Source organism: Syntrophobacter fumaroxidans MPOB, assembly GCF_000014965.1.
Classification (GTDB): Bacteria; Desulfobacterota; Syntrophobacteria; order Syntrophobacterales; family Syntrophobacteraceae; genus Syntrophobacter; species Syntrophobacter fumaroxidans.
Window position 1 is genome coordinate 731,082 of sequence record NC_008554.1, and the last position, 25,390, is coordinate 756,471.

23 protein-coding genes are annotated in these 25,390 nt (G+C 59.4%); 16 read left to right on the top strand and 7 right to left on the bottom strand.

The genetic code is table 11. The features are described 5' to 3' along the window. Nucleotides 1-341: 341 nt before the first annotated feature. The 6 genes from SFUM_RS03120 to qrcA all read right to left on the bottom strand — a co-directional run bounded on the left by SFUM_RS03120 (nucleotide 342) and on the right by qrcA (nucleotide 7,370). Nucleotides 342-782 (bottom strand): hypothetical protein, encoded by a 441-nt coding sequence (locus SFUM_RS03120; RefSeq protein WP_011697478.1) that lies wholly within the window; start codon nucleotides 780-782, stop codon nucleotides 342-344. A 31-nt stretch (nucleotides 783-813) separates the two neighbouring features. After that, entirely contained in the window at nucleotides 814-1,602 is a 789-nt protein-coding gene (locus tag SFUM_RS03125; RefSeq protein WP_011697479.1) for a hypothetical protein, read from the bottom strand. Nucleotides 1,603-2,200: 598 nt separating this feature from the next. After that, entirely contained in the window at nucleotides 2,201-3,454 is a 1,254-nt protein-coding gene (gene qrcD / locus SFUM_RS03130) for a menaquinone reductase integral membrane subunit QrcD (protein ID WP_011697480.1), read from the bottom strand. Nucleotides 3,455-3,548: 94 nt separating this feature from the next. After that, nucleotides 3,549-4,307 (bottom strand): menaquinone reductase iron-sulfur cluster-binding subunit QrcC, encoded by a 759-nt coding sequence (gene qrcC / locus SFUM_RS03135; RefSeq protein ID WP_011697481.1) that lies wholly within the window; start codon nucleotides 4,305-4,307, stop codon nucleotides 3,549-3,551. 13 nt (nucleotides 4,308-4,320) lie between these two features. Then, nucleotides 4,321-6,702 carry a molybdopterin-containing oxidoreductase family protein gene (locus tag SFUM_RS03140; RefSeq protein ID WP_041439722.1) on the bottom strand — a complete coding sequence of 794 codons (2,382 nt, stop codon included), beginning with the start codon at nucleotides 6,700-6,702 and terminating at the stop codon, nucleotides 4,321-4,323. A 113-nt stretch (nucleotides 6,703-6,815) separates the two neighbouring features. Next, nucleotides 6,816-7,370 carry a menaquinone reductase multiheme cytochrome c subunit QrcA gene (qrcA, locus tag SFUM_RS03145; RefSeq protein WP_011697483.1) on the bottom strand — a complete coding sequence of 185 codons (555 nt, stop codon included), beginning with the start codon at nucleotides 7,368-7,370 and terminating at the stop codon, nucleotides 6,816-6,818. A gap of 681 nt (nucleotides 7,371-8,051) precedes the next feature. Here qrcA and SFUM_RS03150 point away from each other — a divergent pair. The 8 genes from SFUM_RS03150 (at nucleotide 8,052) to SFUM_RS03185 (ending at nucleotide 16,672) form a co-directional block, all read left to right on the top strand. After that, entirely contained in the window at nucleotides 8,052-8,828 is a 777-nt protein-coding gene (locus tag SFUM_RS03150; protein WP_208597094.1) for an endonuclease/exonuclease/phosphatase family protein, read from the top strand. Nucleotides 8,829-8,876: 48 nt separating this feature from the next. Further along, nucleotides 8,877-9,692, top strand: a complete 816-nt coding sequence (locus tag SFUM_RS03155) for a carbon-nitrogen hydrolase family protein (RefSeq protein ID WP_011697486.1) — start codon at nucleotides 8,877-8,879, stop codon at nucleotides 9,690-9,692. Nucleotides 9,693-9,804: 112 nt separating this feature from the next. After that, complete coding sequence (locus tag SFUM_RS03160) at nucleotides 9,805-11,760, top strand: molybdopterin biosynthesis protein (protein ID WP_011697487.1); 1,956 nt, start codon at nucleotides 9,805-9,807, stop codon at nucleotides 11,758-11,760. Beyond that, nucleotides 11,727-12,791 carry a radical SAM protein gene (locus tag SFUM_RS03165; RefSeq protein WP_208597095.1) on the top strand — a complete coding sequence of 355 codons (1,065 nt, stop codon included), beginning with the start codon at nucleotides 11,727-11,729 and terminating at the stop codon, nucleotides 12,789-12,791. Before SFUM_RS03160 ends, SFUM_RS03165 begins: the two co-directional genes overlap by 34 nt. Nucleotides 12,792-13,055: 264 nt before the next feature. Next, nucleotides 13,056-14,720 carry a sensor histidine kinase gene (locus tag SFUM_RS03170; RefSeq protein ID WP_041439723.1) on the top strand — a complete coding sequence of 555 codons (1,665 nt, stop codon included), beginning with the start codon at nucleotides 13,056-13,058 and terminating at the stop codon, nucleotides 14,718-14,720. An 87-nt stretch (nucleotides 14,721-14,807) separates the two neighbouring features. Next, entirely contained in the window at nucleotides 14,808-15,206 is a 399-nt protein-coding gene (locus tag SFUM_RS03175) for a response regulator (RefSeq protein WP_041439726.1), read from the top strand. Between the two features lie 99 nt (nucleotides 15,207-15,305). Continuing rightward, the gene (locus tag SFUM_RS03180) at nucleotides 15,306-16,247 is read left to right on the top strand and encodes a sensor histidine kinase (protein WP_011697491.1); all 942 of its coding nucleotides are present in this window, start codon (nucleotides 15,306-15,308) and stop codon (nucleotides 16,245-16,247) included. Further along, nucleotides 16,244-16,672, top strand: coding sequence for a response regulator (locus SFUM_RS03185; RefSeq protein ID WP_011697492.1), 429 nt, complete (start codon nucleotides 16,244-16,246; stop codon nucleotides 16,670-16,672). The genes SFUM_RS03180 and SFUM_RS03185 overlap by 4 nt, the downstream gene beginning before the upstream one ends. Here SFUM_RS03185 and SFUM_RS03190 read toward each other — a convergent pair. Continuing rightward, complete coding sequence (locus SFUM_RS03190) at nucleotides 16,647-18,065, bottom strand: sigma-54-dependent transcriptional regulator (RefSeq protein WP_011697493.1); 1,419 nt, start codon at nucleotides 18,063-18,065, stop codon at nucleotides 16,647-16,649. The genes SFUM_RS03185 and SFUM_RS03190 overlap by 26 nt on opposite strands. A 131-nt stretch (nucleotides 18,066-18,196) precedes the next feature. Here SFUM_RS03190 and SFUM_RS21315 point away from each other — a divergent pair, with 131 nt between their 5' ends. From SFUM_RS21315 to SFUM_RS03230, 8 genes are all read left to right on the top strand, one after another. Next, entirely contained in the window at nucleotides 18,197-20,458 is a 2,262-nt protein-coding gene (locus tag SFUM_RS21315; protein WP_011697494.1) for a sensor histidine kinase, read from the top strand. Nucleotides 20,459-20,634: 176 nt separating this feature from the next. Then, on the top strand, nucleotides 20,635-21,009 hold the full coding sequence (locus SFUM_RS03200) for a response regulator (RefSeq protein ID WP_011697495.1): 375 nt from the start codon (nucleotides 20,635-20,637) through the stop codon (nucleotides 21,007-21,009). A 590-nt stretch (nucleotides 21,010-21,599) separates the two neighbouring features. Beyond that, on the top strand, nucleotides 21,600-22,019 hold the full coding sequence (locus tag SFUM_RS03205) for a universal stress protein (protein WP_011697496.1): 420 nt from the start codon (nucleotides 21,600-21,602) through the stop codon (nucleotides 22,017-22,019). A gap of 103 nt (nucleotides 22,020-22,122) precedes the next feature. Continuing rightward, entirely contained in the window at nucleotides 22,123-22,422 is a 300-nt protein-coding gene (locus SFUM_RS03210; RefSeq protein WP_011697497.1) for a DVU0150 family protein, read from the top strand. Between the two features lie 49 nt (nucleotides 22,423-22,471). Beyond that, nucleotides 22,472-23,542 (top strand): sulfite exporter TauE/SafE family protein, encoded by a 1,071-nt coding sequence (locus SFUM_RS03215; protein WP_011697498.1) that lies wholly within the window; start codon nucleotides 22,472-22,474, stop codon nucleotides 23,540-23,542. 50 nt (nucleotides 23,543-23,592) lie between these two features. Further along, the gene (locus SFUM_RS03220) at nucleotides 23,593-24,207 is read left to right on the top strand and encodes a DUF4881 domain-containing protein (protein ID WP_011697499.1); all 615 of its coding nucleotides are present in this window, start codon (nucleotides 23,593-23,595) and stop codon (nucleotides 24,205-24,207) included. Between the two features lie 136 nt (nucleotides 24,208-24,343). Then, complete coding sequence (locus tag SFUM_RS03225) at nucleotides 24,344-24,553, top strand: hypothetical protein (RefSeq protein ID WP_011697500.1); 210 nt, start codon at nucleotides 24,344-24,346, stop codon at nucleotides 24,551-24,553. Beyond that, entirely contained in the window at nucleotides 24,550-25,332 is a 783-nt protein-coding gene (locus SFUM_RS03230) for a hypothetical protein (RefSeq protein WP_011697501.1), read from the top strand. The genes SFUM_RS03225 and SFUM_RS03230 overlap by 4 nt, the downstream gene beginning before the upstream one ends. Nucleotides 25,333-25,390: the final 58 nt, after the last annotated feature.

Here is a 25,390-nt window from a genome sequence, read left to right on the forward strand (position 1 = left end):
GGTCCCCGTTTCCGGGAATGGGAAGGACCCTGCGACCGCCGCTCAGGTGAACGTGCCGGGGGTGGCGGAGATGCCGGCTGATACGATTTTGCGTTCAAGATGAGTGCGTTCGGCGGGAGGGCAAAAGCCCTCCCCGTGTACGTCTGACCGGCACAACGGCTCATGCAAGGGTGGGCAGGGTTTTTCGTGCCCACGATCGGGGCCACTGTGTTCCTTGTCAACTCTTGAGTTGGCAAGGCCGCCGCCAAGGCGGGTTTTGTCCCGCCCAACCTCCCGCCGGGCAGGTGTGGTGCAAGCTTGAACGGACCTCCGTTTTGCGCGGCTGAGAGGGACACGTCCGCTTACCGGATCGTCTCCCCTTCGATGGTCTTGGTTTCCACGACATTGGGTTGCGGGGCTTCCAGGAGAGGCCGAGGGGGCGCCTGTTCCACCCTCATCGTGAGCATCCCTCCCATGAAGCTGATTTCGTAATTGCGGTTGGACAGATCCGTGCGGCTGATGGTGTCACGGAACTTTTGAAATTGCTTCTTGGCTTTTCGGTATATGGTGTATCCGCCGCCGATGCACATGGCGAACGCGAACAGAAACACCCACACGGGAGTGGCCATGACTTTGCCCACCACCATGATGATGGACGCCAGGACAAGCACGAAGAGCACCTGCAGCCCGATGATGAGGTACAGATAGTATATTCCCTCGTTGATGCTTGTCGGGTCCTGCCGAGCTTCCTCGTCGGCCTTGGGTTTGGGAGGCCTCTTCTTGAACGGGTTCTTGAACCACATTTACATATCCTTCGCGACGTGAACCCTAGGTTCACCCTTCCTGCGTTTCACTTGCAGCTTCCGGGAGCAATCGAGCCTGTTCGCACTGCAAAAGGTACTGTTTTTCCACTCGGAATTTCTCGAGATCCAGTTGATTCTCCAACATCTGCCTCGACAGGCGGTAACGCAGGTAGATCACCCAGACGATGAGACCTCCCACGAAAAACGAGGCCCCAAGGAAGAACCACTGGTATTCGCGGACCGCGGTCATGCCGGCCCTGGCGAAGTCCTCCACCGCGTTGGGGATCATCCACAGCAGCAGCACGCATAAAAGGACCGCAAAACCGATGTGAAAGACGGAAACCTGGTGGAGTCGGCGAAACAGCGAGCCAAAGCGCCCCGCCGTCTCGAGCGGGGCTCCCGGTTCGCCTTGCGCAGCGCGCCTGTCATCGCCGTAGAGCAGCAGCAGGTAAACCTTGACCAGGAAGGACACAAGCAGCGCCAAGCCGACCGGCACTCCCACCGCAGCCGAAATCCATGCCCGGAAAGGAAAGGGCACCTCCCGGGTGTCGATGCGCACGCTGTAGTTCTGGAGAGGACCGTGATTGTTCTCGAACACCATCCTCTCGTAACTGGTGAGCGCCGTGCCGTTTGCTTCGTAAACGCTGCCCCCGGTCTTCGGGTCGGTGACGATGACGCGTGATTTCTGCCCGGCCTGTCCGGCCGCCGCCATGTATATCAAAAGCTCGAGCACGAGAAAAGCGAGGACGCTTACAGTCAGGATCGTCAGTTGATGACGTTTCCCTTCGAAAAGGTCCAATAGTCTCAATTTGTCAGACATGGTTTCAATTCGTTATGGTGCCGGGAGCTTAACCGTCCGGGGCGCAAACTCCCCTTCCGCTCCCGACCGAGCGTCCATCCGGGAGACGCAAATCCAAATAGAGCCCTTCCGCCCACAGGGAGGGGAAAGCACGATTCCCTGCGGGCAGGGATAAGCCGCGACCCTCCCCAAAGGGTTGGTCAGGCCGTCGCATACAAGGGGCGGGCCTTGAGCCCTTCCGGACCGGCGCCACGCGCCCCGGGGATCCCTCAAACCCGGGACGAATCCGCCCGCGCCCGGAATGCACTTCACCGGGAGCGACGCAGTCCACCACCCGTCCCCCCGACATCGCCGCAGAAAGGAATTCATGTGCCCTCCGAATCGTTGTCGTCTCGAAGCGTTATGCCCATAAATCCTAAGCGGTTTGTTTCAAAAGCTAACATTCGGCACCCGGAGAGTCAAACAAAAAGCCGTGACGCGACATCGACAGGGGTCGGTCCCCCGGGGTGTCGAAAAGGAGACAAAGAAAAACGCCTTCCGGGGCCTGAGCGGCCCTCCGGAAGGCGTGCGAACCGGTCCGGGTATCCGTGTGAATACTCAAACCAGGAATCGAGGCAGCTTACTTGTACACCGCGTTCAGCTCCTTCTCCCTCGGAAAGAGGGGCAGGTACCGGTACGACAAGGAAATGATCAGCACGCAATAAGCCAGCATGGCCAGCGAGGGGGCCACCTCGTAAACCGTGGGCATATAGACTTCCCACTTGTCGAAGGGCATCACCGGGGCGGCAATGGCCTGCACGGTCATGACGTAGCGGTTGAGCGACACCCCCACGATGTCGAGGAAGAACATGAGAAAGAGGAGGAAGCTGTTCTTCCTGCCTTTGGGCGTGAGCAGAACCGCCGCCGGGATCACGCCGCAGATGATGATCTCGGTGATGAGGAGCCATATGCCGTAGGCGGAGCCATGATAGAAATCACCCAGGGTGAATCCGAATTCCGGGGATTGAACGAATGCCCAGTAAAGCGTGTCGATGATTTTCAACACGATGTAGAAACTCAGCAGGCCGGCGACGATCTTGCCGATGAGCTCATAAACGCTGTAATCGACGAGCTTCTTGCGGCTCACCTTCTCGATCGCCCGGCAGACGAGCGCCGTGAACGCCGGTCCGGAAGCGATGGCGGACAGGATGAAGAGGAAGAACGTCCACGGCCAGATGAAGAAGCCGCCTCGAAAGGCGAAGGGGCGCGCGAAGAGGACGCCGGCCACGCCGCCCAGCGAGCCTTGGTGGAAGAAGCTCAGAAACGTGCCGGTGAGGGCGAAGATCGCCATGCAATCGTGCAGGCTGTGGCCGAATACTCTCACCGCCTTGTGCTCCTGCAGCTTACGGTTTTCCAGAATGATCGGCACGTATTCGATGAGCAGCACGATGGCGTAACAGGTGATGCAGAAGATCACTTCGGTGAGCATCGAGTGCACATTGGCGTGCCAGTATGGAAACCAGCCCCGAACGGGTTGCCCGATTTCGAGGAGCAGGATGACGATGGCGCCGGTGTAGCAGACGAACCCGATGATGACCGCGAGATTGATGATCTTGTAGAGTTCCTTGAGCGCCGGGAAGAAACGGGACAAACCATAATATAAAAAGCCCGAGAAAAACGCTCCGGCTCCAAGCGCAATGATCGCGAGGTCAACCGTAATGTATGCCCCGAAGCCGAAGTAGTCGTTCAACCCGGTGACATTCAGCGCTTTTAGCAAGACCATGGCCCCGGCACCCACTCCCCATCCTATGATAGCGAGGAGAATCAGCGCCCAGATCCCAAACACGGGAAGCGGACAGCGCTTCAATCCTTCGGGAATCAATGCCTTATCCATTCTCGACCCCTCATTCTGGTGCATTGACAGTGAGTAATGCTAAAACAGCCTAACCGATGAGCAGAAACCCTGACGGCGGCAATTCCAACCCGCCTCAACCCTTCACCACATTGTCCGCTTGTTTGCGAACCCATTCGTGCCCGCTCAGATAGTAGACCTTGGGTTCGGTGTGCAGCTTGGCCAGAATCCTGAAAGCCCTGGGATCCTTGATGAGCTTTCCCACTTCGCTGTTGGCATCCCTGATGTTTCCGAAGGTGATGGCCTTCGTCGGGCAGGCTTCGGCGCACGCCGGCGTATATTCGACGGCTTCGAGGTCCGCCTTGTCGAGGTATGCCTTGGACCTTGCCTTCATCATGCGGTGGCTGCAGAAGGTACACTTCTCGACCACGCCGCGCATCCGGGGGCTGACCTCCGGGCTGAGCATCGATTCCATGGGTTTCGGCCATGCCGGATCCCACCAGTTGAAGTCGCGGGCATGGTAGGGGCACGCCACCATACAGTACCGGCAGCCGATGCAGCGCGGATAGATGTGCGTCACGAGGCCGTTGCGCTCATCCCGCGTGGTGGCATTCACCGGGCACACGAAGGTGCACGGGGAATGGTGCGGCGCATCACAGTGCATGCAAGGCCTGGGCAGGTAAGCGAACTGGTAGTCGGGATACCCCTTGCCGTTGTTCAGATGGTAAATCTCCATCCATGTGATCGAACGGAGCTTATTCGACTCGTCGGCGCGAAACGAAATATTGTTTTCCGCCTGACAGGCCACGCTGCATGCCATGCAGCCGGTGCACTTGTCGAGGTCGATCACCATGCCGTAACGAAGCTTGCCTTCCGAATGTCCTGTATCGCTCACGGATTATACCCCCCTAGGCGCGACGCAAATGAGCACGAGCAGCCCAAACGGTCCCGAGGCCGGTGACCCGGTCCAGCTGGACTTCGACCACACCGTTCGCATTGACACCCTTGTCCTTGATGTATTCGTCATAGGCCTTGTGGCCCAAACCCTGAGCAAGATAGACCACCTTGGGCCGCGCCCCGGCGTAGAGGTGCACCCGCACCGGGACCTCGCCCTGCGGCGTCTTCAGGACCGCGGAATCGCCCTCGGCCATTCCGAGCTCCGATGCCGTGGCGGGATTGATCTCCACGAACTGATCGTTCTGCCTGAGAATGAAATCGAACACCGTCTTGGTCATGAACGGCGGATTGGCGAGATCCCGATCGGCCAGCGCGGACATCTGGTACGTCACCAGCAGGAGCGGATAATCCTTGTCGCTCCCGCGAGGCGGCACTTGGGAAAAGTGCGGCAGGTAAACCTGGTCGTCGTCTCCGGTCTGTCCCTTGGCCAGGAGAAGCTGCGCCGCAAGCTCGAACTTTCCGGACTCCGTCTTGAGATCCTTGAGCGGATCGACGGGCGCGTCGTACCAGCAGGCCCCGCCGGCCAGCTTCTTCCAGAGATCGGCCCCATCCTTGTAGTTGGGCTTGACCGCCTCCTCAGGCTGAAGCTTCCACAGCTCCACCCCCTTCTTGTCGGCCAAGGCACCCCTGGCGGACGCCGCCAACCCCTCAGCGCGCTTCTTCAGATACTCCTCATGGGAAGCCCAGGGGAGGGCCGCCGCGATGGAGCCTCCCAACTGCTTGGCAACCGACATGACAATGTCTCCGGCCGCCTTGGTGTTCAGATGCGGCTTCAGGACCGGAGCGCATACGCCGTAGTAGGCATACGGCGCGCCGGGAATGCCGATGACGTCGTCGAATCCCTCGAAAGCGGTGTGAATGGGCAGGATCAGATCCGCCTGTTGCGCCGTTTCATCCATATATGACGAAAGGGAAACGAGGGTCCCGATCTTGGTCAGAGCCTGCTGGAAGAGCTTGTTTTCGCAAAGCCCGTACGCGGGATTGGCCTCGTGAACCAACATGACTTCGATGGGGTACTTGCCCCCATTGGAAACCGCGTCGAGGAACCCATGCAGGTTATTGCCGGGCAGAACGGGCGGAGGGCCCTTTTGCGAGGAGGCAAGGTCCAGGCGCAGTTGCTTGAGCCCCTTCAAAGCCGAAGGGTCGCCCGGCAGTTCGGGAAGGGCGCCGAGCGGCACCTCGGGGGCTAGGCCGATCGCTCCTCCCGCCTTGATGTTGCCCTTGAGCGCGTTCAAAGCCAGAAAGCTGAGCTCGTTGTACATATCCTTGGGGACGCTTCCCTGGGGTTGGCCCCAAACGGCCACGGCACCCTTCTGAGTGCCGAATTCCTTGGCCAGCTCACGAATCTTGGCGGGGTCGACACCGGTGAGCTTCGAAATCGCCTCCGGCGTGTAGGCATCGGTCTGCACCAGGAACTTGAAACCCTTGTGGTTCTTGCCCTGGCTGTCCGTCCAGTCCTCGAAGCCGAAGACCCGGTCGGCCATGAATTCGGCGTCGTAGAGCTTGTCCTTGACCATCAGGTGCGCGATGCCGAGCGCAAGGGCCGCCTCGGTGCCCGGGGGCACCGCAATCCACCGGTCCGCCATGGCGGCCGTCGTCGAACAGCGGGAATCCACCTGGACAATCTTCGCGGCGCTCTTGCCGCCCTGGCGCCAACGCCGGAACGCGGCCTGCATGCGGCCCGGAGAACCCCAGCCCTCAACCAGGCCGGCCCCGAAACTCAGGATGTACGGAGCGTCCTCGATATTGCAGCCGAACGGCGCTTCACGGCCCGTGGTGACGGCACCCGCGAGCTTGAGGCTGTCTGCGTGCGCCGGCATCTTGAACAGGTTCGGAGAACCGTAGGCGGCAAAGAACTGGTTCAGCAAGGCATCCATGCTGCTGCACCGACGCCTCGTGATGCCGGCCAGGCCGTTGGGCTTGCCGTCGGCACGCATTTGACCGAGCTTCTTGGCCAGTTCACCGACGGCTTCGTTCCACGCGATGGGTTGGAATCCCGTCGGATCTCCCCGCCTCTTGGTCTGCTTGAGCGGCTGCGCAATCCTGTACGGAGCGTACAGGAACTGAAGACCCGCGGCCCCCAGCGCGCATATGCCGCCCTGGTTGACGGGGTGATTCGGGTTCCCCTCCAGCAGGATGGCGCGCTTGCCGTCGACCAGCCTGGCCTGGACGCCGCAGCCTCCTTCGCACAGAGCACAAACGGTCGGTTTGCGGGTTATCTCACCCCGTGCCGGGGATGGGCGCCAGAACCAGTTCTGTGACCAGATCGCGGCGTCATCCGTCAGCTTCCACGGCAGTGGTGAGAGCAGGGTGCCGCCCACCGCTCCAGCCATAAACTGTAATACAGCTCTCCTCCCAACCTTCATTCGATCAACCCTCTCATGAACGGCGTATGTATTTTATTGAAAATATATCCGTAACCCCTAAAGGATGACCTGCAACCGTACTACTTATGGCAGATTTCACAATTGTTGCTGCCGTTCTGCTCGGCGTGGCACTTCTCGCAGTCGACCATCTTCATGGTCGACTTGCTGTACCCGGTGAGACGATTCTCGTAAAAATAGGGAACGACCTTCTCCTCCTTCACCGGCCGGTGACAGCTCTCGCACTTGACGCCCTTGGCCTGGTGAGGAGCGTGAGAAAAGAAGACGTTGTCCGGCTGCCAGGCATACACCAGCCAGGGAACCTCGCGTTCCTTCTGGATGTATTCGTCCACCAGGATCTGCTCCGATTTCTCCTGTCCCATCTGACTCTCGTGGCATTCCTTACACTTGTCGATTTTCGGAATACCGACATACGTGCCGTCCGGGCGGAAAGCATGACAGTCTTCGCAGGTGGTGTCCTGGTGTGCCACATGACTGAAGTTGATGGGCTGGGCCTTCTGGGAGTACAGGAGGTCGGGGCCGATCACCCAGCCGAATACCAACGCGCCGATGAACCCCACAGCAAAGACGACTCCCCCCACCACCTTACCGGAAGCGCTCTTGTTCTCTTCTTTCATAGGACAGCCTCGATTGTTCCGATTTACAAGTATTGTGCGATCCAAAAAGAACCAAAAAAACAAGACACCCGAAACCAAACCGAAAAGATGCCGCCGAGACCCGTAAAACAAGACCTGGCGCCACTTCAAAAATTATTTTTCACAAGGTTCGGACTACTTAATCGCTTCTCGTTTCGGTTGTCAAGAAAAAAAGCAAGATGCCGATTTTGCGTCTATTCTTCAATGAATGCACAGGACTGTGCATTATGGGGTGAAGCATTGCACAACACGCCCCTATTGTGAGAATTTTCCGGAATGGGGCGCCTGGCAAGGGATTCCCCCTTCGAACCAACCGGGTGGTGCGGTGCCGGTTTTGACAAAAAAAGGATTGTGCATCCGTGAGCAAACTGGGGCGATGTCGCCGGCGAGCGGGCGCGGACATTCGGAGTCCGGTCGTATCGCAGGAGCTCGTTGGCCGGTTCCCCGCCTGCGGTCGCGGCCGCGTGCAACGTTTCGGGCGGCGGCTTCGGGCGGGTTTTCAGGGTGGACCGGTGCATCTCCGTCCGGGTAAAATAAAAATGAAGGCTCATTCCGGAGTGCTGTATGCGTTCGTTTTGTGCTATTCATAAAAATCGAATCGAGTTGGACACCGGAGAATTCGCAATCCGCGGCAAGAATGACGGATCGGCCGGAGGGCGGTACATGGAGGGGGCGAGGCTGATGCGCGTGATGACCTTCAATCTGCGTTTCGAGAATGATTCCGACGGAGAAAACCGGTGGGGCTGCCGTCGGGACATGGTCGCCAGGATTGTGGCTCGATACGGTCCTTCGGTTCTCGGGACCCAGGAGGGGATGGTGAGTCAGCTGCGCTTTCTCGAGGAGCATCTCCAGGGCTACGAACTGTATGCTCCCCGACGGTTTTGGGACGAGTCCTGCCAGTATCCGACACTCTTTTACAGGCGCGACGTCATGCGTCCCCTGGAGGGGGATGAGTTCTGGCTGTCCCTGACGCCCCGGGTGCATCGCAGCAAGTCCTGGGACAGCGCATTCCCGAGGATGATCAGCTTCGGGCGCTTCGAAAGTCTGGAGGATGGACGCGCGGTGTGGGTGGGCGTAACGCACCTGGATCATATCGGGGACGCGGCGCGGGCCGCTCAGGCCGAGCGCGTCGCCGAATGGGCCTGTGGACGCGACGGGAGCTGTATCCTGATGGGAGATTTCAACGATGTTCCCGGTTCGCCTGCCCACCGGCTGCTGACCGATGTTCTCCAGGATTGCTGGGAGGCCCTGGGAAGGAGCGAAGACGAGAGCGGCATGACCTATCACAAGTTCACCGGGATCCCCCAGATCGCGCGCATGGACTGGGTCCTGGCGAGCCGGGATATGCGGGTCCTGGATCAGGTCGTGGTCCGCGACCAGGAAAGCGGGCGTTACCCATCCGACCATTTTCCCTGTTTCGCCGACGTGAAATGGGCTTGAGCGGGTGCCGCGGCCTTGAAAGGCCGGCGCCCGCGGCATGGAGTCGAAATGAAGGACCACGTGAGAATCGCCATTATCCAGCCGAAACCATACCCATTGTTCGACGATCCGAGAAACCTCGGGCATGCCCTGCAACTTCTGGAAAAGTGCCGGACCGAGAAGCTCGATATCATCTGCTTCCCGGAATACTTCCCGTTTCAGGGGGAGAAGGAACTGGGAGGGGCGGCTCGGCAGTTGAAGGCCTATATCGTCGCCGGAATCGTTGAAAGCGATGGAGACAAGCTCTACAACACTGCAACGATTTTCAACCGGTCGGGCCAGATCCTGGGGCGGCAGCGCAAGCGCAATGTCGGCAGCCTGGAGCGGAACGAGCTGGGAATATCGCCCGGGGACGGCTTGTTCCGTGCCTTCGTGACGGACTTCGGGAAGATCGGTCTTCCCGTGTGCATCGATTTCTGGGGGCAGCCCGAAGCGGGTCGGCAACTGGTGGACCAGGGGGTGGAGATCATCTTCAACATGAGCGTGTTCCCCGTTCTGCGAGGGCACTGGAAGACGGGGGCGATGGTTCGCGCCTTCGACAACTTCGTACCGGTGGTGGGGGTGAATACGGCGGACTACAACGCGTTGCTGAACGGCCGCAGGGTGCATCACCACGGCGGGGGAAGTTTCGTCATCGGTCCCCCGAGGATGTTGGACAAGGATGATTTCAGGCGATGGGTGAAAGGGCTGGATTCCCTCGACCCCTGGGTGCAGATCGAGCTCGACCAGCTCGAGCAGGTCTACGTGGGGGAAGTCAACCTCGGCAGCGGCAACAAGTTCAGAAAGGAATTCTTCGATCGGTTCGGCTTTCAGCGCCCGGTGTGACACGGGTTGGAGACATCATTGCCTCGATTCCGGACAGGCTGGTCTGGCCGGCGGTTTGCGGGCGGTGATCAGCGGGGTCTTGGGGTGAGCGCGACGAAGAGACGAAAGACTCATGGAAAAGCCAAGTAGAAACGTTTACCTGAAAATGAAAACGCTCGAGGAGGCCGCCGCGCTTTGGATGGGTGCGGACCCGGAGCGGAGGTGCGCGGTGGAAACCGTTCCCACGACGCATGCGCTGCACCGGACGACCGCCGGTCCGGTGATCGCCGATCGTTCCGTTCCCCACTATCACGGGTCCGCCATGGACGGCATTGCGGTCAGGGCCCGGGACACGTTCGGGGCCGGGGACACCACTCCCATCCGGCTGCAGGTGGGGAAGACCGCATTCCCGGTGGATACCGGCGACCCGCTGCCGTCCGATACGGATGCCGTGATCATGATCGAGCATGTCGATCAGGTGGACGAATCGACGATGGAGATACGTGCGGCGGCATTTCCCTGGCAGCACGTGCGCAAGGTGGGCGAGGACATCGTCGCGGGAGAGCTGCTGCTGCCCGAGCACCACCGGATTCGGCCGCCCGACGTGGGGGCGTTGCTCGCGGCCGGGGTGCTGAGCGTCAGCTGTTATGCCCGTCCGAAGGTGTGGATTCAGCCGACCGGAACGGAACTCATTCCGGCGAGCCGTGCCGGGGAGGCGGCACCCGGGGAGATCGTCGAATTCAACGGCACGGTGTTGAGCGGCATGGTCGAGGAATGCGGGGGGGTTGCCGAGCTGCGGGAAATCATTGCCGACGACTATGCCGGCATACGGGAAGGGCTGGCGAGGGCCGTGGATTCGGAGGCGGACCTGGTCCTCATCAACGCCGGTTCTTCCGCCGGGTCCGAGGATTTCACGGCGGCGGTCGTTGCCGAACTGGGGGAAGTGCTCGTGCACGGGGTCACGATGATGCCCGGCAAGCCGACTATTCTCGGGATCGTCCGCGGTAAGCCCGTGGTCGGGGTTCCCGGATTTCCGGTTTCCGCGATACTGGCCTTCGAGCAGTTCGTGCGGCCTCTGCTGTACCGGCTCCAGGGATTGCCCTGTCCTTCCTACGATGAAGTGGACGCCGAGATCGCACGGAAAACGCCGTCGAAGCTCGGATTGGAAGAATTCGTGCGCGTCATCCTGGGACGGGTTCAGGGCAAACTCATCGCCATGCCCCTGCAGCGGGGCGCCGGCGTGATCACGTCGCTCACCAGGGCGGACGGCATTCTCAGGGTTCCCCAGGAGCTCGAAGGGCTCGACCAGGGCGAAATCGTCCGCGTGAGACTGCTCAGACCCAAAGAGCAGCTCGACCACACGATGATCATGATCGGAAGCCACGACAATACCATCGATGTGCTCGCCAACGAGATCAAACGCCGGGACGGCCGCATGCAGCTGTCGTCCGGCAATGTCGGAAGCCTCGGAGGACTGATGGCGGTGAGGCGCGCGCAGACGCATCTGGCGGGCTCCCACCTGCTGGACCCCGCCACGGGCGGCTACAACCATTCCTACGTGGAACGTTACCTCCAGGGTGTTCCGATCCGGCTGGTGACCCTGGCCGTGCGTCAGCAGGGACTGCTCGTTCGCAGGGGAAACCCCGCCGGGGTCCGTGGAGTGCGGGATTTGGCGCGGCCGGACGTGGCCTTCATCAATCGCCAGGGGGGTTCCGGTACCCGAATCCTCTTCGACTACTGCTTGCGCAAGGAAGAACTCGCTCCGGAGGAAATCCGCGGGTATGACCAGGAAGAGTTCACCCACATGGCGATTGCGGTCACGGTCCTTTCCGGGCGGGCAGACGCGGGCATGGCCATTTTCGCCGCGGCACGGGCGCTCGGTCTCGATTTTATCCCGGTCGCCGAGGAGCGCTACGACCTGGTGATCCCCGAATCGTTCTGGGAAGATCCGAAGATGGGCCTTCTCATGGAGATCATCACGTCCGGCAGGTTTCGAAAGATGGTTTCCGAGCTCGGCGGCTACGATGTCTCCATGTCGGGAACCCTTGCGGGACAGTGGGACGGGAAGAAGTGGCTCTCCGGGAAATGATGGACGAGACGGGTGAGCAGGTCCGCCGCGGCGGGACGGGCGGAAGCGGTACGAACGGGGATGGGAAGCCGGCCTCCGCGCCCGAACCCGGGTACATGCGATTGCACCGTGAAGGAAGGCTGAGCGGAAGGGCCGCGGCGATGCGCCGGCTCCTCTCCCGGTGCGTGATGTGTCCGCGGCGCTGCAGGGTCGATCGCAGCCGGGGAGAGCTGGGGGTGTGCGGCACCGGAAGCGGGATCGAGATTGCGGCCGTCGGCATCCATCCGTGGGAGGAACCACCGATATCCGGGACGCGCGGTTCGGGAACCGTATTCTTTTCCGGATGCGCTCTGAGGTGCGTATTCTGTCAGAACTATCCCATCAGCCAGATGGGTGTCGGCCGCGGCTTTTCCGCGCGTGAGCTTGCGGAGGCGATGCTGGAGCTTCAGGCCGGGGGCGCGCACAACATCAATCTCGTCACCTCCACCCACCAGATGGCGGGGTTCCTGGAAGCCCTGGTGCTTGCCGTGCCGCTGGGGCTGCGCGTTCCCATCGTCTACAACACCAGCGGCTATGAGACGGAGGAGACCCTGCGCCTTCTGAACGGGATCGTCGACATCTACCTGCCGGACATTAAGTATTCCGACCCGCGGACGGCCTTGCGCTATTCCGGCTGCGCCGACTACGTCGCGTTCAACCGACGGGCGCTGCTGGAAATGTGGCGGCAGGTGGGGCCGCTCCAAACGAACGGCGACGGCGTTGCCTGCAGGGGGATGATGGTCCGTCACCTGGTGCTGCCGGCAGACGCGGCGGGAACGAGAGGCAGTTTCGCCTTCCTTGCCGAGCACATCGGGCCGGAGCTGTGGGTCAGTCTCATGAACCAGTACTTTCCCGCTCACAAGGCGCTGAACCTTCCTCCGCTTGACCGTAAAGTCACCGACGAGGAATATGGGGATGCTTTTCGAGTCCTTTCGGAGTTGGAATTCGAGAACGGTTTCACCCAGACGTGTTCAACGGGGGACGAGGTCGACTGTTTGCCGAAGATGCAGTGAAACCGGCCCTCGGATTATTGCCGCCGACGTATGGGGGGCGTGTCGCCCAAAGACCTGATCCGACGCGGCGGCGTTTCTGCTGAATGTCAATGATTGTGCCAAACCGATCGGGGTCGTTCTCGTGCTCCGACCCGCAGTTCCCGGCAACACGATCATCGGGCGCGGGACAAAGCCGGCCTGCGACCGATGTGTATTCACGCTGATTCGGATTCGATCCGGATGCTCCTCCCCCTCCCGGTGCCCCGGGGGTTCAGGATGATGAGAATGGAAGACAGAAGCTACCGAAAACTGCACTGGAAAATCGTAGCGACGACGTTGAGTTTCTCGCTCGTGCCCCTTTTCGTGGTCGGATTCAGCATCTACTACCAGTTCAGCGTTTCCTACAAGGCCAAGGTCATGGAGAGTCTCAGAACGCTGACGGAGAACAGGGCCAACGCCGTCGATCTCTTTCTGGACGAGCGCGTGTCGCAGCTGAACACCCTGGTGTACACCAACTCCATCGATCAACTGGGGGATGAAAGATACCTGACGAGAGTCTTCACGCTGCTGCAGATGCGATCGAAGTCGTTCGTCGACGTGGGCATCATCGACGCCGAGGGCAATCACGTGGCCTATGTCGGTCCGTATCAGCTCAAAGGTCTGAACTACAGGAACGAAGAGTGGTTCGGAGAGACGATGCTCCGGGGAATCTACATCAGCGACGTCTTCACCGGGTTCCGGAAATTCCCGCATTTCGTGATCGCGATCATGCGTCGCGAGGGAGAGAAGACCTGGATTTTGCGGGCGACCATCAACACGGACATCTTCGAAGCCATGGTGAAGGCGGCGCAGATCGGGATGAAAGGCGATGCCTTCCTGATGAACAAGGACAACATCCTGCAAACTTCACCGCGTTTCGGCGGGGAGCTTCTCGGCAAGGTCGGCTACCCGATTTTCCCGAAGTTTCAGGGAGCGCGCGTGGAAGAAACGGAGCTCGGCGGCGAGGAAGCCCTGTACGGGATCGTGTGGCTCAAGGACAAACAGTGGCTTCTTGTCATCAAGGAGGATCCCCTGGAGAATCTGACGCCGATCCTGAGGACCCGGGTGCTGGTGATCGCCCTGGTGCTGGGTGGGGTGCTGGTGATCGTCATGGGGACGCTCCTGGTCAGCAACGCCGTGGTGCGGCAACTGGTCAAGACGGACCGTGAAAAAGCGGCGCTGGATGCGGGGCTCGTGCAGTCGAGCAAGATGGCCGCGCTGGGAAAGCTCGCTGCGGGGATTGCCCACGAGGTGAACAACCCGCTTGCCGTGATCAAAGAAAAGGTCGGCTGGATGAAGGACCTTTTGAGCGAAGAAGATGTCGAGGCAAGTGAGAACTTCAAGGAATTTGACGATGCGGTGAAAAAGATCGATTATCATGTGGAACGGGCCAGAAAAGTGACGCATCGCCTGCTCGGGTTCGCCAGGCGCATGGAACCCATCCAGGAACAGGTGACCATGAACCGGGTGATCGAGGAGACCGTCGACTTTCTGAAAAACGAGGCGCACTATCGAAACATCGAGATCCGCACGACGCTCGATCCCGATATGCCAACGACTACGAGCGATTCATCTCAACTCCAGCAGGTTTTCCTCAATATCCTCAACAACGCCATCGATGCGATCGGGAAGAACGGCGTCATTACCATATCGACCGGATATGATCTCAAGAACAGGGAGTTGAGCGTTTCCATCGCCGATGACGGACCGGGCATTCCGAGCGAAGTGCTGGGCAGGGTTTTCGACCCCTTTTTCACCACCAAGGAAGTCGGCAAGGGGACGGGACTCGGGCTTTCCATCAGCTATTCCATCGTTGAAAAACTGGGAGGCACAATCAAGGTGGCAAGCCAGGTCGGCAAGGGGACCACGTTTTCCATTCACTTGCCTATCGTCAACCATGCGACGGCCTGAGGGGGCCTGCGGTTGAAGATGCCCCCCCCCGGATTCGGATCGCAAGGCGTGCGGCGTCATCGGGACTTTCTTGTGAAAGGCATGCTTATGGAAGGCTTCAGAGTACTGGTTGTCGATGATGAGACCGATTTCCTGGAAACCATCGTGAAACGCTTGAGAAAGCGCAAAGTGGACGCCGTCGGCCTGACCAGCGGCGTGGAAGCGTTGAAATATCTCGAAACGGAGCATTTCGACGTGGTGATCCTGGACGTCAGAATGCCCGGACTGGACGGCATAGAAACCCTTAAGGAGATGAAGAAAAAGAGACCCCTCATGGAGGTCATCATGCTCACGGGGCACGCTTCCGTCGAGTCGGGCATGCAGGGAATGCAGTTGGGTGCGTTCGACTACGTCATCAAGCCCGCGGATTTCGATGAACTGATGGAGAAGATCCGGCAGGCGCGCGAGAGAAAATCGATCCACGAGGAAAAGCTCCGGCGGGGCTAGAGGCCGGATAGAGTGCTCGCGGGCGAAGGTCCCGTCCTCCCTGTCCCCATTCGAACGTGGTTTTTCATGCCGGTACGGATTGCAGAATGAACGACCATCATGAAGATCGTTGAAAATTTTATGGCTCTCCGACGCGCCTGGTTTCCATACCTGATCGCCCTGCTGATAGCGGGGCTCGGCGTGCTTCTCTGGATCAAGGCCGGCCCCGAATTCGGTCTGATTTCCCTACCCGTGTTGTGCTGCGCGTTTTTACTCACCCGAAAACTGGTGCTGCAGCTGGCAAAGGCGAACGAGCAGAAACTGTCCCTGGATCGACAACTCATCCAGTCGCAGAAGCTTGCCGCCATAGGCGAGCTTTCCTCCGGAATCGCCCATGAAATCAACAATCCGTTGGCGATCATCGGGCAGGAAGTCGAATGGATGAAGCACCAGGCAAAGGATGCGGGCACGGGCGGAGGCGGAAACCTGGCGGAATTCCTCGACTCCCTTATGGAAATAGGCAAGCAGGTCGACCGCTGCCGGGAAATCACGCATAAGCTCCTGGATTTTGCCAGAAAGCGGGAACCTCTCATCCAGACGACGGACATCAACAAGCTGGTCGAGGACATGGTGCGACTCGTGGAGAGGGAGGCCGTCAAGCGCAAGATCAAGATCGACAGAGACTACCAGCCCGACTTGCCGGTGGTGCAGACCGATGCTCCACAGCTCAGGCAGGTGGTCCTCAACCTGCTGATCAACGCCAATGCCGCGATCGATGCGGGCGGGTGCATCACCGTCGCCACGAGGGTCGTGGACAACGGATACGTGGAGCTTTCGGTGAGCGACACCGGCTGCGGCATTCCCGAAGAGAACAGGGACAAGATTTTCGACCCTTTCTTCACCACCAAGCCCCCGGGGAAAGGCACGGGACTCGGGCTTTCCATCTGCCATGGGATAATCACCAAACTGGACGGCCGGATCACGGTGGCCAGTGAAGTCGGAAAGGGAACGACCTTTGCGGTGCGGCTTCCGGTCGGTCGCAGGAAAGGAACAACGGGATGACAGGCAAACCGAAGGTGCTGATCGTCGATGACGAGGAGAGGTTCAGGATCACGCTTCGCAAACTGCTCGGCGTGCAGGGGGTCGAAGCCAATACTGCGGGAAGCGCAAGAGAGGCCCTGGAGGAATTGAACAACCGGCCTTACGACGTCGTGCTGCTCGACGTGAGGATGCCCGAGATCAGCGGGATCGAAGCCCTGGCCGAAATCAAGAAAACGCACCGGGATCTCGAGGTGATCATACTGACGGGGCACGCTTCCGTGGACATCGCCGTGGAGATCATGCGACTGGGCGGCTACGAGTATCTTCTGAAACCGTGTGCGATGGACGAGCTCGTGGCCAAGATCGAATCCGCCTACGAACGCAAAGTCGCCCGCGAGGAACGCAGACGAAAGGCGCAGGTCAGTCCGTCGGACCTTGCTTCTTGAACGTCTTTGAATCGACGTTGGTTTCACGCATCAGGCGGTGCAGGTATTGTCTCTTGAGCCCCGATTCCCGTGCCGCCTGCGAAACGTTGCCGGAATGCCGGGCGAGCGCCTTGGAGATGTATTGTGACTGAAACTCCTCGATGAGCTTGTCCTTGGCTTCCTTGAACGGCATGGAATAGATGTCGCCCTCCGAGAACAACGGAGTTTCGGAGGAAGGAGCTTCGCGGCAGGGGAGCGTGACGTCTTCGGTTTCCAGGGTGTTTCCGGAGGCCATGATCACCCCGCGTTCGATGGTGTTCTCGAGCTCCCGGACATTTCCCGGCCAATCTCTTTGCATCAGGGCGTTCAGCGTCACGGGGGAGACCCGCTTGATGTTCTTGTGGTGCAGAACATTGTATTTTTCGAGAAAACTGTGGACCAGCAGGGGAATGTCGTCCAGCCGCTCCCGCAAAGGCGGCACAACGATGTTGATCACGTTCAGACGGTAGAAAAGGTCCTCGCGGAATTCGCCCCTCCTGATCTTTTCGTGGAGATTCTGGTTGGTGGCCGCAATGAACCGTATATCCACCCTTCTTATGGTATTCGAGCCGATGGCCTTGTATTCGCCTTCCTGCAAAAGCCGGAGCAGCTTCACCTGCATCGCCATGCTCAGGTCGCCGATCTCATCGAGAAAGAGGGTGCCGTGATTGGCTTCCTCGATCAATCCCTTCTTGTCCCGCAGCGCTCCGGTGAAAGAGCCGCGAAGGTGGCCGAACAGCTCGCTTTCGATAATGGACTCCGGCAGAGTGCTGCAGTTCAGCGGAATAAACTGTTCATCCTTGCGCAGACTGTGCTTGTGAAGCTCTCGGGCCACCAGTTCCTTGCCCGTGCCGCTCTCCCCAGTGATCAGCACCGTCGCGCTCGTCTTCGCCACGCGATCGATCTGGTTGTGCAGCGTCCGCATGGCGCGACTGGAGCCGATAAGAGACGCGAACTGCGACTTTCCCTCGAGCCGTTCCCGCAGGTAAGTGTTCTCTTTCTGCAATTGCTGCCATTTCAAGGCCTGATCGACGACGTGGAGGATGCGTTCCTTTCGGAACGGCTTGGTGACATAATCGAACGCGCCCTTGCGGGTCGCCTCGATGGCTGATTCGATGGTTCCGTAGGCGGTCATGATGATGACCGCGGTGTTCGGATTCTTCTGTTTCACGGCCTCCATGACTCCCAGGCCGTCGCGACCCGGCATCCGCAAATCCGTGATGACCAGGTCGTAATCGTTCTTCTTGAGCAGTTCCGTCACCTGCAGGGGATCGTCGACGGACGTGATCTCATGGTCCGTCCGGTCGGACAGTATGCGGGACAGGAGCGAGAGCATATCCTGCTCGTCATCGACCATCAAGATTTTGCCGGGCATTTCGTACCCCCAGGGTTTTTGTCCGTGTGTGCGGACATATTGACTGCACTATTGACGCCAAGTCAACAGAAATGTCATCTAAAAGTTTCAGGGGGGTGACCACCAGGAGTGCAAAGCGGAGTGTTGGACTCATGGAAACCAAGGAACGGCTCAAGCTCCACAGGGTTCTGAAAATCATAGGCGTCGTCAGCCTGGTGATGGTCGGCATCGCTTTTTACCTGGGAATCACTTCGTCCAGGCACATGAAGGGAGTCATCCGGGGGCAGTTCAACGACCAGCAGCTCGTTCTGGCCAGAACGACGGCCGAGAGGATCGAGAGGAACATCCAGAACGCCATCGCGGACCTGACCCTGCTCAACTCCCTGCCTGCGGTGCAGTACAACGATCCCAACAGTTACGATCAACTGCTCATGTCGACCATGCCGGTCCTCTACAGGGACAATATCATCGAAATCAGGCGGGTGGACCGGGACGGGAACACCATGTTCATCGCCAACGATCAGGGGATAGCGACCGGGTATTACGGGGTCGTTCCGCAGGAGGCGGGCGCGTACATGTCGTGGGCCTCGGAGCTCAGCAACCGCGGAAATGTGATGGGTACCGGCGCGCGTCCCCGAGATCCTTCGAAGGACAAGAAATCCATCGTGCTGGACTTGATCACCCCCACCCGCGAGGAGGCGGTCGACGCCTTGCACCCGCGCCCGTCCCGGGGATTCGCCGGATATTTGAAGGTGACCCTGGACGTCAGCAAGCTGCTGCGCGAAATCATTCCCCCCATAAGGTCGGGGAAGACCGGGTATGCCTGGGTGATCGACTCCTCGGGGAACTTTCTCCACCATCCGGAGGCATCCTTTATCGGAGAGAACGCATTCGAGGTGAGAAGCAGCCGGAATCCCGCCATTTCGTTCAATGACATCAATCAGATCCAACGCGAGGAGATGCTCAGGGGCAAGGAGGGCAGGGGGACGTACACGTCCGGTTGGCATCGCGATGTGGCGGCGCCCATGGAAAAGCTCATCGCCTATTCCCCGGTGCGAATCCAGGGGCCTTACCTGACCTACAACTGGTCCGTCGCCGTCGTCGCGCCCGCGGACGAAGTGGAGGCGGAGGTCAGCCAGATTTACGGAAAGCAGATTCTTCTCCAGGGATTCGTTATTTTCATCATTGTCCTCGGGAGTGCCAGCGTGGTCCTGCACGAGCTGCGCTGGTCGACGATTCTGGAGCAGGAAGTCGCGCTCAAGACCGATGATATCCGCCGCTACACGGGGGAGCTGGAACGATCCGAGGCCAAGTACCGGTCGCTCATCGAGAGCGCCGAAGACATGATTTTCACACTGGATTCCGCGGGGGTCATCAAGACGGCCAACCAGCACATGGCCAGGGTCTTCGGGGTGAGCGGGGAGGAATTGGCCGGACAGAGCCTTTTTCGTTTTCTGCCGCGGGAGCAGGCAACGGAGCAGCTTGACATCGTGCGCAAGGCGCTGAGCTCGGACAAGGCGCAGCGGGCCGAATCGGGCTTCAACCTGCACGACAGGGAGCTTTGGTTCAACATCCAGTACATACCGGTCCGGGAAGCCGGCAGGGAGCACGAACACGTTCTCGGCATCGCCCGGGACATCACCGATCGGAAAAATCTGGAGCGGCAGTTGATCAATTCCGAAAAGCTCGCTTCCCTGGGCACTCTGGCCGCGGGAGTCGCCCATGAGATCAACAACCCCATCGGAATCATGCTCGGCTTCTGCGACCTGATGCTCGAGCGCATGGATCCGGGAACCATGGAATACAACGATCTCAAAACAATCGAGCGGCACGGGCTGCACTGCAAGAGCATCGTGGAAAGGCTGCTCAGTTTCGCGCGCATGAGCGAGGAAGCCGAAGACCGATGTGACTTGAACGAGAACATTCAGGAAGTCGTCTCGGTGGTCAAGCACACTCTTGACATAAACCGGATCAGGCTGGAGACTGCTCTGGCCTCCGACCTGCCCCCGGTGAACATCGACTCCAGGGGGTTGCAGCAGGTGCTGCTCAACCTTGTGGGGAATGCCATCCACGCCATGGATGGCGATGGGGTCCTGAGGATAATCAGCAGAACGGGGCGTCGCGAGGAGGATGTCGAGTTGATCGTTGCCGACACGGGCTGCGGCATCAGAAAGGAACTCATCGCCAAGATCTTCGACCCGTTCTTCACCACCAAGAAGGTGGGTGAAGGCACCGGGCTGGGCCTTTCGGTGAGCTACGGCATCGTTTCGAAATACGGCGGGACCGTTGAGTGCGCGAGCCACGCCGAGGAGGACGGTCCGGGGGAAACGGGGACGGTTTTCACTGTCACGTTGAAAACGAAGAAAGACGCTTTCGACGAAACCACCGACCCTTCTGTGCCTCCACTGGGTTGATGGCACAAAAATTGTAAGCGATCCGGATCGGAAGATTGCTTCGCGCTCGGGAAGGCGTTGCCTTCGGCGGCGCGGGAGGCAGGGACGCGGGGGTGTCCTGCCCGATTTTCCGAACGTTGTACCGTGCATTTCCTGCGAAACAACTCAGCCGACCGTGGATTGTGAGAGACTCCGAAATGAGCCGCAAGATGATCCTTATCGTTGAGCCGGACAGAGACGTCAGCGAGCTGTTTGCAAGAGCGCTCGAAACCCACCGGGACTGCAAATGCTACCTGGCTTCCAACGAACGCGACGCCCTGGATCTGCTGAAAGAATTCACCTTCGACGTGATCCTCGCGGACATGGGCGCAGTCATGGCCGAGGACTACTCGCTGCTCAGGAAATTCAGAAGAATCGCCCCCACCACCATGGTGGTGGTCGACGCCTACCTGCACCAGAAACACCACATCAGCCGAGCGCTTTCCCTGGGCGCCGAAGACTACGTCATCAAACCCATCACGGTGGAGGTCTTCAGAAAGAAAATGGATGCCCTCTGCTTTGCCGTGGCCTGACGTTCTGAAGTGTCCGCTCAGCACGCATGATTCGGAGCGCGTTTCAGGCGGAAGGCGATGCCCGTCATCTCCTGCCCGACTGCCTCCGGTACGGAGCGCATTCTTATATCCTGTCACGTAGAAAATGGATTCCCGGCTGGGCCTGTCTCCATGCTCCGCAGGTGCCGCCGACGCAATGGGCGATTGTGTTCAAGCCGACAGCATCCGGCGGGCGGGCATAAAGTCCGCCCCTACGTATGACGGGCACATCGGTCCGTAGGGACGGGGTTTATCTCCGCCCGCGTCCATCTCCCGCCGAGCAGGTGTTGAGCCTTCTTGGACGCAGCTCGACATGATGTCATCCCGGGGCTCGGGTGGTGCCGCGTCCGTCTGCCTGTCATCAATTGGTGACAGGTCTGTCATCTGGAAGTTTCATATTCGATCGTCTGCGGGGCCGGCGTGCGCTCCGATTTTTTGACGGAACATTAACGGGCGTGGACTTTCATTAAATTCGACGCGGCTGCAATGAATGGCACGCATGTTGCTCTTTCCACCGGCGCAGGTGAAGGTGACCGATATTGCACACATCGAAGAGATGAGGAGGACGGTATATGTGGGGAAACGTGCTGGTGGCCACTGATGGTTCGGAACGATCGGCCAAGGCGGTGGAGAGGGCTCTGGAGATTGCGGAGAAGGAAGGCGCGAAAGTGACCCTGATGGCCGTGGCCTATTATGCGCGGGACGACCTGGAGGAAATGCCTTTCAATATCCAGGGAAAACTTGAAGCGCAGGCCCAGAAAGCCCTCACGGAGGCCAAAGCGCTTTTTGACGCAAAAGGGATCGCCGTGAAGACCGTGCTCGAGACGGGCCTGGTTCCTGCGAACAACATCATCCGCAGGGCGGAGGAAGACAAGCACGACCTTATCATCATGGGCAGCACCGGCATCACCGGGCTCAAGCGGTTTCTGCTCGGAAGCACGGCGTCGAAGGTCGTCGCGCACGCACCGTGCAGCGTCGCGGTGATTCGATAGTGAAACCGGCGGTAAACCAGGGAAGTGGAGCCGGCCGTCGTTCGGTTCGGCGACAGGAACGCGGGCAGGAAGTCTCAATCTGGGGAACATGGAGGTTTAACCAATGCACAAGTTGTGGTCGAAGATTCTTGGATTCAGTAGCGCACTATTTCTTTTGATACCGGGAATGGCGCTCGCGGCCGGTGGTGGGCCGGTTGCGCCGATGGTCATAGTGGCCGACACCCGCAAGCTCAGCGGCATCATGGCATGGTGGGCCAATCTCTACAATGAAAGCCATCTCTACTTCACGATTCTCACCGTGGTACTCATTCCGGTGATCGGGGTGATCTTCGGTGTCGTGGCCGATATCGTCATGACTCACATCGGCATCGACCTGAAATCGAGGGAGTTGGCTGAACATTGATTGTCCGGCGAGGACGCGTTTTTTTGTTGCGACTTAGGAGGTTAATGATATGGATTGGCTCTATATTCTCATGCCCATTGCGGGCGTCAAGATTTTCTGGCCCGGCTTGATCATTCTCGGCATCGGTGTCGGTGTCATTGGCGGTTTCTTCGGAATGGGCGGCGCGTGGATGGTCACCCCCGGACTCAACATCCTCGGCTTTCCCATGGCATTCGCCATTGGCACCGACATCGCCCATATGGCCGGCAAGTCGCTGATTTCGACCATGCGCCACGGCAAGTTCGGAAACGTCGATTACAAGCTCGGCATGATCATGCTGGTCGGCACGGTGATCGGTTTCGAGATCGGGGCCCAGATGATCATGTGGCTGGAGCGGATCGGCAGCGTGGAACTGGTGGTGCGCTGGCTCTACATCCTGCTGCTCATGTTGATCACGTACATGGTGTTCGGCGACGTGCTCAAGAGGAGGAAGAAGGAGAAGGAAGCAGCCGCAGCCGGCAAGGAGCTCGACAAGCTGGCCACCGGTCTCGAGTGGCATAAGACGTTTCACAAGATCAAGATCCCCCCGATGATCCATTTGGACGTCGCCGGCATCTACTGTTCCGCGTGGCTGCCCATCATGGTCAGTTTCCTCACCGGCTGGCTGGCCGGCATTCTCGGGATCGGCGGCGGTCTCATCCGCATGCCGTCCCTGATCTACATCGTTGGTTGTCCGACTCACGTGGCGGTTGGAACGGATCTCTTCGAGGTCATGATCTCCGGACTCTACGGCGCGGCCACCTACACGTACAAGGGCAGGACCGAACTGGTGGCGGCCATCATCATGCTGATCGGGGCCGCGATCGGAGCACAGATCGGAACGGTCGCGACCAAGTACATCAAGGGTTACGGAATCCGGATCGCGTTCGGCTGCGCCGTCATCGGTTGCGCCATTTCCGTGGCTCTCAAGCTCATACCCACATACTTCCCCCAATCGAAGGCCTTCTGCGACGTTGCCGCCACGTTCTTCGTGCTGGCCGTTGTCAGTGCCCTGTCCCTGTACATCATGGTCAAAATGGTCCAGGGCGCCAAGCAGGAAGTGGCCCAGAAGAGAAAGAAGGCTGCCGCTATCGCGAGCTAGCCCGTGGGGTTGACGACGGTGTCATGAGACATATGAGAGGGAGAACCATAATGGCCAAGAATCGGACATGGATATATGCTCTGTTGTTCATACTGCCCCTGGTTTTTGCGAGCGGGTGCTCGGAATACTCCAAGGTTGACCAGGGGAGGGCGATCGCGCTGGACAAGGAAAAGCGTACGGTGACCATCATCAGGGACGAAAAGGCCGATCCCCAAAACCCGGATTACAGCCATCTGCCCCCGATGACCTACAGCCTGCCGACGGATCCGGCCGAAATGGGTCCGGAACCCAAGGTGGGGCTCAGGATGAATCTGGATGCCAAGTCCCGCCAGATCACGATCTTCGACCCTGCCTCGCAGAACTTCAAAACGATCACCTATACCCTGATCGAAGAGAAGGACAACGTGGGCAGGAACGATCCCCTCGTTTTCAACGAGGCGGAAAACAAGGCCAAGAAATTCCCGTCGGTGGACCGGGAAAAGAAGACCATCAGCATCTATTCCGGCCGACAGAAGATTTTTATCACCTTCTCCCTGCCGGACGAGTACTTCGCCCTGCCCGACCATACCTGGGATGCGGGCGACGAGGTGCGGATGACTTTCAAAGAGCCCGGCAAGGCCCTTCGGTTCATGAACATCAGCAGGACGGACATCTACAAGAAGTAAGTCTCAAAGGATCGCAAAGGGCCGCCGCCCGCATGAAGCGGCGGCTCTTTATCCAATCCTCCGAAAGCGAGCCGGGCGTTCAATCGGCAAGGACATCGGCAAGACCAGGGAATCTGGCGGATAAGGAATTGTTCACATGGATTTCTACAAGAAAATTGCCATAGCGATTGTGGACGTTGTCGTTCTCATCCAGCTGACGGTGAGCATCTACATTGCCAATTCGGATCTCGACAACTTCACCCCGCTGTTTTTCAAGTGCTTCTTTTCCATGCTCGTTCCCACGCTCATTCTGGCCTGCCTGCTCATGCGGAAATACTTCCCCAGGGAAACTCACCCCGCGTTATGACTCTGAATCAAATCACCGTGTGGAGGAATTGGACGGGCAGGTTTGGCGCGCTTCTGTGCGCCATCCTTGCCCTCGCCCTTATTGACGGGCTCTACGCCCAGTTCGGGCGCTCGCCCAACGACTTCGAGTTGCTTCCGGGGGAATCCGTCGGCGTCAACGGCCCCTTGAAGGACGACCTCAAAGGGGTGGACGAGCTTTCCTACGTCAGCACCTCAGGCTCCATCAAGCTGGTTTTCGAGGGACTGCACCGGGGCTTCTGGCTGGGTGGAGCCATGTGGCGCGGGACTTTGCGCACCGATCCCGAAATTCGCCCCGGCGTTTACGAAGTGAAAGTGAGCACGGGGAATCAGCCGGAAAAACCCACGGCCGTCCTGGTTGTAAGAGTATACGGGAACGCCCGGAGCATGCACCTGGATTCCAAGTCCTTCATCCTCCGGCATGCGGACGTCTCGCCGTGGCATGCCGCCCTGGCCGCCCTGGGGCTGCTGCTGTTGACGCTCGGGGTCGTCTACCTGATGTCGGGACAAAGGGAACGGCTGCTTCTGCGGAAAGGAATGGCGGAAGTCTACCACATCGTCAACACGGAGCACGGACGCGAAATCGCCTTTGGCCTCGGGACCCTCCACGGCGTGCGCGCGGGAGGGCAAGTGACGCTCCTGGACAAGAGCGGAACGCCCCTGGAGACCGTGGAAGTGAGGGCTGCGTCGGAGAGAGATGCCGTGGCGCGGGTGTCGTCCGAGTGCGAAGTGGAGCCCGGCACCCTGGTGAAAAAAGGATAACGGGACAAGACGACCCGGGCTCCACGGAACCCCGGAGTTTTTCCCCGCGGTGCGGCCG